The organism is Nocardioides korecus, assembly GCF_054778395.1.
In genome coordinates this window covers 269,664-283,054 of sequence record NZ_BAAGZO010000003.1, presented here as the reverse complement: position 1 = coordinate 283,054, position 13,391 = coordinate 269,664, and the positions used below count along the sequence as shown (strand labels likewise).

13 protein-coding genes are annotated in these 13,391 nt (G+C 72.8%); 5 read left to right on the top strand and 8 right to left on the bottom strand.

All coding sequences use genetic code 11. From position 1 onward, the window contains the following. The 4 genes from ACYVDA_RS07495 (at nucleotide 1) to ACYVDA_RS07480 (ending at nucleotide 3,539) form a co-directional block, all read left to right on the top strand. Entirely contained in the window at nucleotides 1-459 is a 459-nt protein-coding gene (locus tag ACYVDA_RS07495) for an Lrp/AsnC family transcriptional regulator (protein ID WP_460816706.1), read from the top strand. Nucleotides 460-583: 124 nt separating this feature from the next. Continuing rightward, a complete protein-coding gene (locus tag ACYVDA_RS07490) occupies nucleotides 584-1,705 on the top strand; it encodes a glycoside hydrolase family 6 protein (protein WP_460816703.1) in 1,122 nt (373 codons plus the stop codon). A 122-nt stretch (nucleotides 1,706-1,827) separates the two neighbouring features. After that, complete coding sequence (locus tag ACYVDA_RS07485; RefSeq protein ID WP_460816701.1) at nucleotides 1,828-2,514, top strand: GntR family transcriptional regulator; 687 nt, start codon at nucleotides 1,828-1,830, stop codon at nucleotides 2,512-2,514. Then, the gene (locus ACYVDA_RS07480; protein WP_460816699.1) at nucleotides 2,511-3,539 is read left to right on the top strand and encodes a 1-aminocyclopropane-1-carboxylate deaminase; all 1,029 of its coding nucleotides are present in this window, start codon (nucleotides 2,511-2,513) and stop codon (nucleotides 3,537-3,539) included. Before ACYVDA_RS07485 ends, ACYVDA_RS07480 begins: the two co-directional genes overlap by 4 nt. Before the next feature lie 27 nt (nucleotides 3,540-3,566). On the opposite strand, the gene ACYVDA_RS07475 is transcribed toward ACYVDA_RS07480, so the two are convergent. The 4 genes from ACYVDA_RS07475 to ACYVDA_RS07460 form a co-directional block, all read right to left on the bottom strand. After that, nucleotides 3,567-5,366 (bottom strand): DEAD/DEAH box helicase, encoded by a 1,800-nt coding sequence (locus tag ACYVDA_RS07475; protein WP_460816697.1) that lies wholly within the window; start codon nucleotides 5,364-5,366, stop codon nucleotides 3,567-3,569. A gap of 5 nt (nucleotides 5,367-5,371) precedes the next feature. Next, nucleotides 5,372-6,415, bottom strand: coding sequence for a zinc metalloprotease (locus ACYVDA_RS07470; protein WP_460816695.1), 1,044 nt, complete (start codon nucleotides 6,413-6,415; stop codon nucleotides 5,372-5,374). After that, complete coding sequence (locus ACYVDA_RS07465) at nucleotides 6,412-6,690, bottom strand: DUF3039 domain-containing protein (RefSeq protein ID WP_460816693.1); 279 nt, start codon at nucleotides 6,688-6,690, stop codon at nucleotides 6,412-6,414. The genes ACYVDA_RS07470 and ACYVDA_RS07465 overlap by 4 nt, the downstream gene beginning before the upstream one ends. Nucleotides 6,691-6,966: 276 nt before the next feature. Continuing rightward, nucleotides 6,967-7,689: a hypothetical protein gene (locus ACYVDA_RS07460; RefSeq protein ID WP_460816691.1), complete on the bottom strand. Its 723-nt coding sequence runs from the start codon at nucleotides 7,687-7,689 to the stop codon at nucleotides 6,967-6,969. A gap of 130 nt (nucleotides 7,690-7,819) precedes the next feature. Here ACYVDA_RS07460 and ACYVDA_RS07455 point away from each other — a divergent pair, with 130 nt between their 5' ends. Beyond that, nucleotides 7,820-8,527, top strand: coding sequence for a TetR/AcrR family transcriptional regulator (locus ACYVDA_RS07455; protein WP_460816689.1), 708 nt, complete (start codon nucleotides 7,820-7,822; stop codon nucleotides 8,525-8,527). Between the two features lie 60 nt (nucleotides 8,528-8,587). On the opposite strand, the gene ACYVDA_RS07450 is transcribed toward ACYVDA_RS07455, so the two are convergent. From ACYVDA_RS07450 to ACYVDA_RS07435, 4 genes are all read right to left on the bottom strand, one after another. Further along, nucleotides 8,588-9,625, bottom strand: coding sequence for a DUF3048 domain-containing protein (locus ACYVDA_RS07450; RefSeq protein WP_460816687.1), 1,038 nt, complete (start codon nucleotides 9,623-9,625; stop codon nucleotides 8,588-8,590). A gap of 87 nt (nucleotides 9,626-9,712) precedes the next feature. Then, the gene (fabG, locus tag ACYVDA_RS07445; RefSeq protein WP_460816684.1) at nucleotides 9,713-10,471 is read right to left on the bottom strand and encodes a 3-oxoacyl-ACP reductase FabG; all 759 of its coding nucleotides are present in this window, start codon (nucleotides 10,469-10,471) and stop codon (nucleotides 9,713-9,715) included. 58 nt (nucleotides 10,472-10,529) lie between these two features. Further along, a complete protein-coding gene (locus ACYVDA_RS07440; protein WP_460816681.1) occupies nucleotides 10,530-10,931 on the bottom strand; it encodes an HIT family protein in 402 nt (133 codons plus the stop codon). A 47-nt stretch (nucleotides 10,932-10,978) separates the two neighbouring features. Then, nucleotides 10,979-13,375, bottom strand: a complete 2,397-nt coding sequence (locus ACYVDA_RS07435) for an FdhF/YdeP family oxidoreductase (protein WP_460816679.1) — start codon at nucleotides 13,373-13,375, stop codon at nucleotides 10,979-10,981. Between the last annotated feature and the right edge of the window lie 16 nt (nucleotides 13,376-13,391).

Sequence of the window (13,391 nt, the reverse complement as noted above, 5' to 3'; positions counted from 1 at the left end):
GTGGACCAGCTGGACCGCAACCTGCTCGAGCTGTTCGCGGCCGAGCCCCGCGTCGGCGTGCTGGAGGCCTCCCGGCGGCTCGGCGTCGCGCGCGGCACCGTCCAGGCCCGTCTCGACCGGCTCCAGGCCACGGGCGTGGTCACCGGGTGGGGGCCGGACCTCGATCCCCGCGCGATGGGCTACCCGGTCACCGCCTTCCTGACCCTGGAGATCCGCCAGGGCCGCGGCCACGACCTCGTCGCCCGGCACCTCGCGGCCATCCCCGAGGTGATCGAGGCGCACACCATCACCGGCGCCGGGGACATGTGGTGCCGGGTGGTCGCCCGCTCCAACGCCGACCTCCAGCGGGTGATCGACGCGGTGCTCGACGACGAGGGGATCGTGCGCTCCAGCACCGTGATCGCCCTGGCCACGCAGGTGCCGCACCGGGTCCTCCCACTACTGGGGACGACGTCCTGACGCTCACCACGACCCCGCCCCAGCCTCGCCAGTCGTCGGGACGATGCGAGAAAAGCCCCTAAAACGGACATTTGTGGGTTATTTTCGATACGCGGTCACCGCACCACCGTCTCGAGGAGCTCCCATGTTGCCCACCCGCCCCACCTCCGTCCGTCGTCGTCTCGGCGCCGTCGCCGCGGTGGCGCTGAGCGCCGCCACCCTGGCCGGGGTCACGTTGCCCGCCCAGGCACCGGCCGACGCGTCGACCAGCGTCCCGTCCGCCCGCCGGGCCAACCCCGACAACCCGTTGGCCGGCCGGCCGTGGGGGGTCTACAAGGGCCCGCAGGACCAGTCGTGGGCGCCGTACGTCGCCGCCACCGGCGCGGAGAAGACCCTGCTCGGCAAGATCGCGCTGCGGCCCAAGGCCAAGTGGTTCGGGGCCTGGATCGCGAACAGCAAGATCTCCTCCTCGGTGGACAAGTACATCGCCAACGCGTCCGGGGGCGACCAGAACACCCTGGTCCAGATGACGGTGTTCCGGATGAAGCCGTGGGAGGGCACCGCCTGCAAGCGCCTGCCCACCGCCGCGGAGCAGGCGAGCTACAAGGACTGGATCAACAAGTTCGCCGCCGCCGTGGGCTCCCAGCACACCGCGATCATCCTCCAGCCCGACGGTCCCTTCGCGCTGTGCGTCCCGGGCGGCTCCAAGATCCCCACGAACCTGATCGCCTACTCGGCCCGGGTGTTCTCCGCGCTGCCGAACACCTCGGTCTACATCGACGGCGGCACCTGGGACTGGCCCTGGAAGGCCCCCGCCAAGGCGGCCTCGTTCCTGGTCGCCGACGGCATCCGGTACACCCGCGGCTTCGCGCTGAACTCCACCCACTACGGCCGGGTCGAGGACGACATCGACTTCGGCACCCAGGTCGTGGCCGAGCTGGCCAAGCGCGGCGTCTCCGGCAAGCACTTCGTGATCAGCACCTCCTCCAACGGCCGGGGCTTCGAGTTCAACCAGGCCCGGGGTGGCGGCAGCCGCGACAACGCCAAGGTGTGCCAGAGCTTCGTCGAGCGGGTCTGCGTCGCCCTGGGGATCCCGCCCACCACCGACGTGGCCAACCCCAAGTGGGGCATGTCGGCCACGCGCCAGGCCCGCGCGGCGACGAACGTCGACGGCTACCTGTGGTTCGGCCGCCCGTGGCTGTACATGCAGTCCGACCCGTTCGTGAAGTCCCGGGCCCTCGACCTCGCTCGCTACACCCCCTGGTGACCCTCGCCTGAGCACCGCTCGCAGCTCGACCCCGGCCCCGGCGGCCGGGGTCGAGCTCGTTCCGGGCACGGCCTGCGGAGCGAGCCCGACACGACCTGCAGCACCTGCGATATATTGCATGCATGAAGCTCCCCCACTGCGAGCCGCTGACCCGTCGTCTGCTGCGCGACGACGTGCTCGAGCGGCTGCGCGAGGCCGTGGTCGACGGGACGCTGGCCCCGGGGACGCAGCTGCGCGACCAGGAGCTGGCCGCGTGGCTGGGCGTCAGCCGCACCCCGGTGCGCGAGGCCCTGCTGCGCCTGGAGCAGGCCGGGCTGGTGCACACCACGCCCGGTCGGTCCACGACGGTGGCGACGCTGGAGGACCGGTCGGTGGCCGAGGCGCAGTCGGTGGTCGCGGCCATGCACGCCCTCGCCGTGCGCGAGGCCTGCCCCCGACTCGGGCCGGGCGACCTGGCGGAGATGCGCGCGTGCGCCGACGACTTCGCCGACGCGCTGCACCGCGGTGACGTCGACGCGGCCCTGGCCGCCGACGACCGGTTGCACGGCGTGCCGGTGCGCGCCTCGGGCAACCGCGCGGTCGCGGCGGTCCTGGAGCAGTACACCCCCGTCGTACGCCGCCTCGAGCGGCTGCGCTTCGGCTCCCTGGCCGGCCGTGGCTCGCTCGCGCTGCACGACGAGCTGGTCGCCCACTGCGCCGCCGGTCGCGCCGAGGACGCCGAGGCCGTCGAGCTGCGCACCTGGCAGGCGCTCGGCCACCTGATCCACCTGGACCCACCCGCACCCGACACCCCCGAGGACCCCACGTGAAGCTGCACGAGTTCCCCCGCCACCCGCTGACCTTCGGCCCCAGCCCGGTGCACCGGCTGGACCGCCTCACCGCCCACCTCGGCGGCGCGGAGGTCTGGGCCAAGCGCGAGGACGTCAACAGCGGGCTGGCCTACGGCGGCAACAAGACCCGCAAGCTGGAGTACATCGTCCCCGACGTGCTCGCCTCCGGCGCGGACACGCTGGTCTCGATCGGCGGCTTCCAGTCCAACCACACCCGCCAGGTCGCCGCCGTCGCCGCCCACCTCGGGCTCGCGTGCCGGCTGGTGCAGGAGAAGTGGGTCGACTGGGAGGACCCCGGCAACGACCGCGTCGGCAACATCCTGCTCTCGCGGATCATGGGCGCCGACGTGCGCCTGGACGCCCACGGCTTCGACATCGGCATCCGGCCCTCCTGGGAGGAGGCGATCGCGGAGGTCGAGGCCGCGGGGGGCACGCCGTACGCCATCCCGGCCGGCGCCTCGGATCACCCCCTCGGCGGGCTCGGCTTCGCCAACTGGGCCTTCGAGGTCGCCGAGCAGGAGGAGCAGCTCGGCGTCTTCTTCGACACCGTCGTCGTCTGCACGGTGACCGGGTCGACCCACGCCGGCATGATCGCCGGCTTCGCCGCCCTGGAGGACCTCACCGGCCGTCGCCGGCGCGTCCTGGGCATCGACGCCTCCGCCACGCTGGTCAAGACCCGCGCCCAGGTGGCCCGGATCGCCCGCCACACCGCCGAGCTGATCGAGCTCGGCCGCGACCTGCGCGAGGACGAGATCACGGTGCTCGAGGGCTGGGCCGGCGACCTGTACGGCGTGCCCGTCGCCTCCACCGTCGAGGCGATCCGGCTCAGCGGGCGCCTGGAGGGGATGATCATCGACCCCGTCTACGAGGGCAAGTCGATGGCCGGCCTGGTCGACCTGGTCACCAGCCGCGAGATCCCCGCCGACTCGACCGTGCTCTACGCCCACCTCGGCGGCCAGCCCGCCCTCAACGCCTACAGCGGCATCTTCGAGCCGCAGGCCTGAGGATGACCCCGCCGACCGGGCGCGCTGCTACCCGGTCCGGCGGGTCGCCCAGTCGCGGATCAGGTCGATCCGCTTGCCGAGCTGGTCGGCGGTGGCCGCGGCCGCGGCCGGCCCGCCGCACTCCTTGCGCAGCGCGGCGTGGGTGACGCCGTGCGGCTGGCCGGTGCGGTGGAACCACGCCGCGACCAGCCCGTTGAGCTCGCGCCGCATGACGGCGAGCTGCTCGTGGGTGGCCACCTCGCGGGGGGCGTGCTCGACCACGTCCGGCGTCGGGACCCGGCGCCGGGCCCGCTCGCTCTGGCGGTGGCGCAGCAGGTCGCGGACCTGGTCGGCCTCGAGGAGCCCGGGGATGCCGAGGAAGTCCATCTCCTCCTCCGACCCGACGTGCACCTCGCCCTCGTGGCCGAACTCGGCACCGTCGTAGAGCACCCGGTCGAACGTCGCCGCGGACCCCAACGCCTCCCACGGCACCAGGTCCTGGTCGCCCGAGGCGGATTCGGCCTGCTGGGCCTGGGCCACCAGCGCGTCCTCGGGGGCGAACATGTCGCCGTCCTCGGAGACCGCACGGGCCAGCACGTGGTCGCGCTCGACCTCCATCTGCGAGGCGTGCGCCAGCAGCATCGGCACCGACGGGACGAAGATGGAGGCGGTCTCGCCCCGCCTGCGGGCCCGCACGAAGCGACCCACGGCCTGGGCGAAGAACAGCGGGGTCGAGATCGTGGTGGCGTAGACGCCGACCGCCAGCCGCGGCACGTCGACGCCCTCGGAGACCATCCGCACCGCGACCATCCAGCGCGAGCCGTCGTCGGTGAAGGCCGCGATCTTCTTCGAGCCGGCCTTCTCGTCCGAGAGCACGACCGTCGGCTTCTCCCCCGAGATCTCGGCGAGCACCTTGGCGTAGGCGCGGGCGGAGTCCTGGTCGGTGGCGATCACCAGACCGCCCGCGTCGGGCACGTGCCGACGCACCTCGGAGAGACGTCGGTCCGCGGCCTCGAGCACCGAGGGGATCCACGCACCCTTGGGGTCCAGCGCCGTGCGCAGCGCCTGGGCCGTCATGTCCTTGGTGAGCGGCTCCCCCAGCCGGGCCGCGATCTCGTCGCCGGCCCGGGTGCGCCACTGCATCTCGCCGCTGTAGGCCATGAACAGCACCGGGCGCACGACGTGGTCGGCCAGCGCGTGGGCGTAGCCGTAGGTGAAGTCCGCGGCCGAGCGCGGCACCCCGTCGGCGTCGGGGGCGTAGGTGACGAACGGGATCGGGTTGATGTCGGAGCGGAACGGCGTGCCGGTCAGCGCCAGGCGCCGACGGGCGGGCTCGAACGACTCGCGCACGGCCTCGCCCCACGACAGCGCGTCGCCGGCGTGGTGGACCTCGTCGAGGATCACCAGGGTGTTCGAGCGCTCGGTGCGGATGCGGTGGGCCAGCGGGTTGGCGGCCACCCCGGCGTACGTCATGGCGACGCCGACGAAGTCACCGCTGCTGCGGCCCTTGGCGGAGTAGTTCGGGTCGAGCGGGATGCCGACCCGCGCCGCCGCCTCGGCCCACTGGGTCTTGAGGTGCTCGGTCGGGGCGATCACGGTGATCTTGTCGACCACCCGTCGCGCCAGCAGCTCGCTGGCCACGGTGAGCGCGAAGGTGGTCTTGCCCGCACCGGGGGTCGCGACGGCGAGGAAGTCGCGCGGGTTGGTCGCGAAGTACGCCGTCAGCGCGGCCTGCTGCCAGGCGCGCAGGCGGGTGGCGGTGCCCCAGGCGGCACGGTCGGGGTAGGCGGGTGGGAGGGCCGGGGTCGGCTCGGGGATCGGATCGGTTGGGAAGAGACCGTCGGTCACAGGAGCTAGGACCGGTACTTCTCGAAGGCGGCGTCCATCCGGCTGACCTGACCGAGGGTGAACATGTTCATGCACGAGTCGTAGGAGTAGTCCATGAAGTTGTGCACCGGGTCGAGGCCGGGCGCCGTGCACGAGTCGCGGGTGGTCTCGCAGTAGAAGCTCGGCTCGGCCTCCGCGGGAGTGTCGGCGACCAGGTCGCCCTGCTCCCCGCAGCCGCCCTGGAAGGTGTGGAACAGCCCCATCCAGTGACCGGTCTCGTGGATCACGGTGTCGCCCAGGTTGTAGCCGCGCGCGCTGCCGCCCGGGGTGGCCGAGATGTTGACGCTGACGTTGTCCTGCTTCGGGTTCGAGGCGTACTGCCACGGGAAGCGCGACCAGCCCAGGACGCCCTCGTCGGGCGAGCCGCCGTCGTTGAGGTAGAGGTTGAGCGTGCCGGCGCCGCCGCGGTGCAGCGCGCGCTTGGCCTGCTGGTCGCGGGGACCGTTGAGGTAGGCGTGGTACCACGCGTCGCGCTTGGTGTAGTCGGTGCGCTTGAGCACGAAGCTGTAGCGGGTGGGGGCGCTGTCGACGCTCTGCTTCCCGGCGAAGCCGCCGTTGAGGATGCTCAGCAGCTTGGCGACCCGCTTGGGGCCGAAGGGGTTGCCCTCGCCGCGGTGGGTGCCCTTGATGACGTGCACGTAGACCGGGATCCGGACCGAGGCGGGCAGCGCGGGCGCCACCTCGCGGCGCACGAAGCCCGGACGGCTCTGCGCGGCCGGGAGCGCCGCCAGGTCCGAGGAGGTGACCGGCGCCTCGCGGCGGGCCCGGAGGGGGCTCACGCGCTCGCCGGCGAGGCGGGCGCCACCGGGGGCCTGACCGGCCGCGACGGAGCTCAGGCAGGTCGCGGCCGTGGCGGCACCGGCGCCGAGGGTGGTGGTGGCGCGCGAGGACGCGGCGCCGACGGGGGCGGTGGCGCTGGCGGTGCTGGCGGTGGCGGCCAGGGGCGCGACGGCGACCAGGGCGGCCGCCGAGGCGAGCACGGTGACCGCGGCGCGACGGGTGCGCCTCACTCGGAGTCCCCCGCCTGCATGCTCTCCCAGATCTCCTTGCAGTCCGGGCAGACCGGGAACTTCTGCGGGTCGCGGCTGGGGATCCAGACCTTGCCGCACAGCGCGACCACCGGCGTGCCGTTGATCATGGCGTCCATGAGCTTGTCCTTCGGCACGTAGTGCGAGAACCGCTCGTGGTCGCCGTTGTCGGTCGTCTGCTGCTGCTCGTCGAGGCGGGTGTCCTCGAGGACACCGGTCCCGAATCCCGCTGTCTGTCCGCTGCTCACGCCGAGCATCCTAACCGCTGGCCGTGACACGACCGTCGCGCCGAGCGCGTCCCGACCGCCGTCCGGACGGCTCCGGTGGGAGCTCCGCGCTGGTCCGGCGAGGGTCTCGTCCCCGGTGGTGCCGGGCTCGGCCCGCGCGTGTCCGGGCGGGAAGGACGAGACCCCAGGGCCGGTGGGAGGGAGGGATGCGGAGGGAGGCCGCACCCGGCGCCTGGGGTCTCGCCGTCGGGGGCCGCGCCGACGTCCGCCGACGGTGGGCGGACGCGGGCTGCGGGAGGGTGCCGGTCAGGCGGCGGCGAGGGCCGCCTTCAGCCGGCGCACGAAGGACTCGTTGGTCTCGACGTGCTGGTCGTCCGCGCCGGGCGCGGTCGTGCTGATCGAGGTGGTCGGGGTGGTCGTGGACTTGCTCTTCTTGCGCAGCACGGAGGTCTCCTGGGTGGTGGGGAGGGCAGTGGTGGGGGTGGTGGTGCGGGGGGTGACCGCGGCGACGCGGGTCGCCGGGTCGGGGTGCGGGGCGACGGGCGGCCGGACCGGCAGGGCGGCGAGCTCGCGGGCCCGTGCCTCCAGGTCCTCGCCCAGCGCGACGGCACGCGGGTGACGCTCGGGCGCCAGCCCCGCGGCGGCGGCCAGACGGGCGCGCTCGCGGTCGCGGGCCCGGAGCACGGTGTGCTCCAGCGCGGCGGTCAGCGGGTCGACCAGGCACTCGTCAACGGCCCGACGGATGCCGGGCTGCTCCGCGGCGGTCCGGGCCCAGGCCGCCACGACGGCGGCGGGCAGGTCCAGCGGCTCGCGGGAGAGCGCGCGGTCGAGGTTGGCGCCCAGACGGGCGTGCCAGCGCAGCAGCAGCGCGCCCACGAGGTCGCTCTCGTCGGTGAAGTTCTCGGCCACCCCGGGCAGGTCCCAGGGCAGCGTCTCGACGGCCTGTCCGGGGTCACCGGCGCGGGTGTCGAGGGTGTCCACGACCGCGCGGAGGACGTCGCTGCGGCGGTGGAGGCGGTTCCAGGTCATGATCGCACCTTTCTTGAAGGTTCACGTACTGGAGGTACGTACCCATGGTATGCCGTCCGGTACGTCCGATCCCGCACCTGGCTGGTGACGTCACCCACAGCGCAGTGACGCGCAGCACTACGCTGACCCGATGACCGGACGGAAGCAGGCGGAGCGGCTGCTGCCGTCGCTGCCCAAGGTGCCCAAGGTCCCGGGCAGCGGGCGCCGGGCTCGGTTCTCGGCCGCCACCAAGGGGACGCTGCTCGAGGTGGCGACGCAGCTGTTCACCGAGCACGGCTTCCGGGCGACCAGCCTCGACCAGATCACCGCCGGCGCCGACGTCACCAAGGGCGCGCTCTACCACCACTTCAGCGGCAAGCAGGCCGTCTTCGACGCGGTCTTCACCGCGGTGCAGGACGACGCCGCCGCGCGGATCGCGGCGGTGGCCCGCACCCACGACGACCCCTGGCTCAAGGCGCAGGCCGCGCTCCGGGCGTTCCTCGCCGTGGTCCAGGAGCCCGCCTACCAGCAGGTGGTCATGCACGACGGCCCGGCCGTGCTGGGCCACGAGCGCTTCCGCGAGCAGGAGGAGCGCTCGGCGTACGGCATCGTGCAGGAGGTGGTCGGCTCGGTCCTCGAGGCCTCCACCTCGACCCTGGACGAGCCGATGAGGGCGACCTTCAGCCGGATCTTCTTCGGCGCGATGAGCGCCGCCGGCCAGAGCGTGTCAGCGGCCGAGGACCCCGCGCTGGCCGTGGCCCGCATCGAGGCCGCCATCGGGTTCATCCTGCTGGGGCTGCGCACCCTGGCCGAGCAGGGCGTGGGGCTCACCGACCCCGACCTGCCGACCGCTCCCTGACCAGGCTCCCCCTCCCCCGACTCCCGGCGGCTCACGGCGGCTCCGGGGGCCGGCCGGTGCTCACCGGGTCAGGGCGACCCGTCCGCCGGCGGAGTCCACCGGGACCAGCTCGACCCACACGTGGCCGGCCGGGATCTCCAGGGGCCCGGCGGCGGTGCGGAACTTCACGGGCGCGGTGCGCGAGGTCTTGGTCCAGGTGCCGCGCACGACCTGGCCACGGTGGAGCACCATCACGGCGCCGCGCCCGGTCCACAGGGTCTCGGGCACCCGGTTGCCCGCCGGGTCGAGGTAACCCGCGTCACCCTCGCGGACCCGGACGACGATCACCGTGTCGGGCTGGAACCGGTCGCCGGGGGCGGCGAAGGTGTTGTCGTTGACGTACCTGCGACCGTTCCAGCGCCAGCTGGTGGTGTGGTCGGGGCTGAACACCGCGTCGAGCCGGGTGGCCCTGGGCCCGCCCGGCCAGCTCTTCTCGCTGCCCCACGGCAGGTAGCTGGCGGGCACCACGGCCCTGGCCCGCGAGCGGGCCGCGATCGAGGGGGGCCGGACCATCAGGTTGTAGGGGATCGTGCGGGCCGTGTCGCGGTAGTACGACGAGGGCGCGATCTCGTCGTCGAAGAAGGGCACGCCGGCCGCACGCAGGCGGGCCAGGGTCGCCGGCGCGGCCCCGCTGGAGACCACCACGGCGTGGGCCGGGGACACGATGCCGATGTCGGAGGCCCGCATCGAGCGCACGGGACCGGCCACCGACGGGAGCTGCTGGTAGAAGAACACCGCGAGCCGGGTGGCCCCGCCCTCCACGAGCTCCTCGGTGATCAGGTCGGCCTTGCCGAGCCCGACCTGGGGGGCGCTGCGGGCGGTGTTGTCGATCTTGGTGACCAGCACCGGCCGGTCGGGCGTCGAGCCGCGCACGGGCTCCCCGGTCAGCGGCCACAGCGCCGCGAGCTTCGCCCCGCCCGTGACCGGCTGGGAGTCGGGCTTGCGGACCGTGGTCGTGGTTCCGCCACCGCACGCCGCGAGGGTCAGCGAGCAGATCGTCGCCGCCGCGATCGCCGCGGCCGCTCGCGCCCGTCGGGCGGTCGAAAGGGACTCGTGCATGGGCGTCAGCATGCCAAGGCGGGCCCGCCCAGGAGGGCAGGCCCGCCGTGTCGCGCAGGTGGAGGTGTGCGGATCGGATCCGGTCGATCAGATCTTGGCGCCACCGTCGACGTACAGCGTCTGGCCGGTGATGTACGACGCCTCGTCGGAGCACAGGAACGCCGCGGCAGCCGCGATGTCCTCGGGGAAGCCGACGCGCTTGACCGGGTTGCGGTCGGCCGCGGCCGCGCGGAAGTCCTCGACGCTCATCCCGACCCGGCGCGCGGTGTCGTCGGTCATCTCGGTGGCGATGAAGCCCGGCGCGATCGCGTTGGCGTTGACGCCGAACTTGCCCAGCTCCAGGGCCAGGGTGCGGGTGAAGCCCTGCACGCCCGCCTTGGCCGCGGAGTAGTTGGCCTGGCCGCGGTTGCCGTTGGCCGAGACGCTCGAGAGCCCGACGATCTTGCCGTACTTCTGGTCCACGAAGGTCTTCTGGACGGCCTTGGTCATCAAGAACGCACCCTTGAGGTGGACCCCCATGACCGAGTCCCAGTCCTCCTCGGACATCTTGAACAGCAGGTTGTCGCGGGTGATGCCGGCGTTGTTGACCAGGATGTGCACCCCGCCCAGCTCCTCGATCACGCGCGCGACCGCGGCCTCGACCGAGGCGCCGTCGGAGACGTTGCAGCCCACGCCGATCGCCTTCGCCTCGCCACCGAGACCGGCGGCCGTGGCGGAGGCCAGCTCCTCGTCGAGGTCGAGCACCGCGACGGCGGCCCCCTCGTCGGCGAAGCGCTTGGCGATGGCGGCGCCGATCCCTCGCGCGGAGCCCGTGACGATTGCTACCCGTCCGTCGAAACGACCCATCAGGTCAGTCCTTCCTCGAAGCCTTGTCGGTTGCTCGAAAGCTGTGGTTACTCGCCGGTCACTGTAGTGCGGCCGCGATCCGCTCGGCCCAGGAGTCCCGGTCGGCGGTGTCGGCGTACGTCGTGCGGGGCCAGAAGAAGCCGCGGAGCCCGTCGCCCTTCGTGCGGGGCACGACGTGGCAGTGCAGGTGCGGCACCGACTGGGAGACGGTGTTGTTCATCGCCACGAAGGAGCCCTGCGCACCGAGCCCCTCCACCATGGCGGTGGCCAGGCGCTGCGCGGCCGCCAGGAACGGGTCGCGTAGCCGGTCGGGCAGCTCGGGCAGCGTCACGACGTGCTCGCGCGGGACGAGCAGGACGTGGCCCTTGAAGAGCGGGCGGACGTCGAGGAAGGCCACGAAGTCGTCGTCGGACCACGCCACCGACGCCTCGGCCTCCCCCGCCGCCACCGCGCAGAACACGCAGGGCTTCGCGACAGGAGAGGCCGGGGTCACGGGCGCGGACCCGCTCAGCTGAGCTGGTCGGGCTGCACGTCGGACACGTGCCCCGCGTCGGAGCCCACCGGGTCGCCGTTGCCGTCGGACCCGGCGCTGCTCCGGGTGGCCCTCTCGAGCCGGACGATGACGCCCTTGGAGGTCGGGCAGTTGCTGCCCTCGGCCGAGGAGTCGAGCGGCACCAACGGGCTGGCCTCGGGGTAGTACGACGCCGCGGAGCCGCGGGGGGTGTCGTACTCGACGATCCGGAACGACGGCACCGTGCGCTCGGTGCCGTCCTCCCACTCGCTGATGATGTCCACGAGGTCGCCGTTGGAGAAGCCGAGGTCACGGATGTCGTCGCGGTGCAGGAAGATCACGCGGCGACCGCCCTCGATGCCGCGGTAGCGGTCGGAGAGGCCGTAGATCGTGGTGTTGAACTGGTCGTGGCTGCGCAGGGTCTGCAGCGCCAGGCGCCCCTCGGGCACCTGGAGCACGCTCATCGGGACGGCGGTGAAGACCGCCTTCTCCTCCTTGGTGGGGAAGGTGCGGGTGTCGCGCGGCGGGTGCGGGAGCACGAAGCCCCCGGGGCGCTGCACCTTCTCGTCGTAGGCCTCGCAGCCTGGGACGACGCGGGAGACCGCGTGGCGGATGTTGGCGTAGTCGGCGCGGTACGACGCCCACGGCACCGGACCGTCGGTGCCCAGGGTGGCCTCGGCGATCGAGCAGATGATGTCGACCTCCGAGCGCAGGTGCGGCCCGGCTGGCTTGAGCGGACCGCGCGAGGCGTGCACGGCCGACATCGAGTCCTCGACGGTGACGCGCTGGTCGACGCCGCCGGTCATGTCCTTCTCGCTGCGCCCCAGCGCCGGGAGGATCAGCGCGGTGGTGCCGGGTCGGACGTGGGTGCGGTTGAGCTTGGTGGAGATCGCCACCGTCAGCTCGGCCTTCTCCATCGCGGCCTCGGTGACCACGGTGTCGGGGGCGGCGGAGACGAAGTTGCCGCCGAGGGAGACGAACACCTTGGCCTTGCCGTCGCGCAGCGCCCGGATGGAGTCGACGGTGTCGAGGCCGTGCTCGCGCTTGAGGGTGAAGGAGTACTCCCCCTCGAGGGCGTCGATGAAGTGGTCGGGGACCTTCTCCCAGATGCCCATGGTGCGGTCGCCCTGGACGTTGGAGTGGCCGCGCACGGGGCACAGGCCGGCGCCGGGCTTGCCGATGTTGCCCTGCATCAGGGCGACGTTGACGAACTCCTTGATGGTGCCCACGGAGTTGCGGTGCTGGGTGATCCCCATCGCCCAGCAGTGCACGGTCGCCTTCGAGGCCAGCAGCATGTCGGCGGCCTCGCCGATCTGGGCGCGGGTCAGGGTGGTGGCCTTCTCGATGGCGTCCCAGTCGACGGTGCGGATCTCGGCGGCCCACTCCTCGAAGCCCACGGTGCTGCGCTCGATGAAGTCGCGGTCCAGCACGCTGCCGTCGTTGCCGGCGGCCTCCTCGGCGGCCAGGATCAGCGAGGCGATCCCCTGCCACAGGGCGAGGTCGCCGTTGATGCCGACGGCCAGGTGCAGGTCGGACAGGCCGGTGCCGTCGGCGACGACGCCGCGGACGTTCTGGGGGTTCTTGAACCGCATCAGCCCGGCCTCGGGCAGCGGGTTGATCGAGAGGATCTTGGCGCCGTTGCCCTTGGCCACCTCGAGCGCGGTGAGCATCCGCGGGTGGTTGGTGCCGGGGTTCTGGCCGCTGATCACGATCAGCTCGGCGGTGTGCACGTCCTCGAGGCTGACCGACCCCTTGCCGATGCCGATCGTCTCGGCCAGGGCGACCGAGGTCGACTCGTGGCACATGTTCGAGCAGTCGGGCAGGTTGTTCGTGCCGTAGGCGCGGGCGAGCAGCTGGTAGGTGTACGCCGCCTCGTTGCTGGCCTTGCCGGAGGTGTAGAAGATCGCCTCGTCGGGGTCGGCCAGCCCGCGCAGGTGGGAGCCGATCAGCTCGAACGCGTCGGGCCAGGAGATCGGCTCGTAGTGCGTGCCGCCGGCCCTGCGCACCATCGGGTGCATGATCCGGCCCTGCTGGCCCAGCCAGTAGTCGGTGTGCTTCGCCAGCTCCGCGATCGGGTGCTGCTCGAAGAAGCTGCGGTGGACGTGGGTGCGGGTGGCCTCCTCGGCCACGGCCTTGGCGCCGTTCTCGCAGAACTCCGCCACCTTGCGGTCGCTCGGGTCGGGGTCGGGCCAGGCGCACCCCTGGCAGTCGAAGCCCTCGGCCTGGTTGAGCTTGAGCAGGGTGCGGGCCGTGCGGGAGAAGCCCATGTTCTCGATCGTGCGTCGCATGGAGACCGCCACGGCGGTCACGCCGGCGGCGGCGTGCTTGCGACGCTCGACGCGCAGGTCGGCCTCGTCGATGTCGTCACGGGGCGCGGTGTGTCGAAGTGCCATGGGCCATGTGTACCCG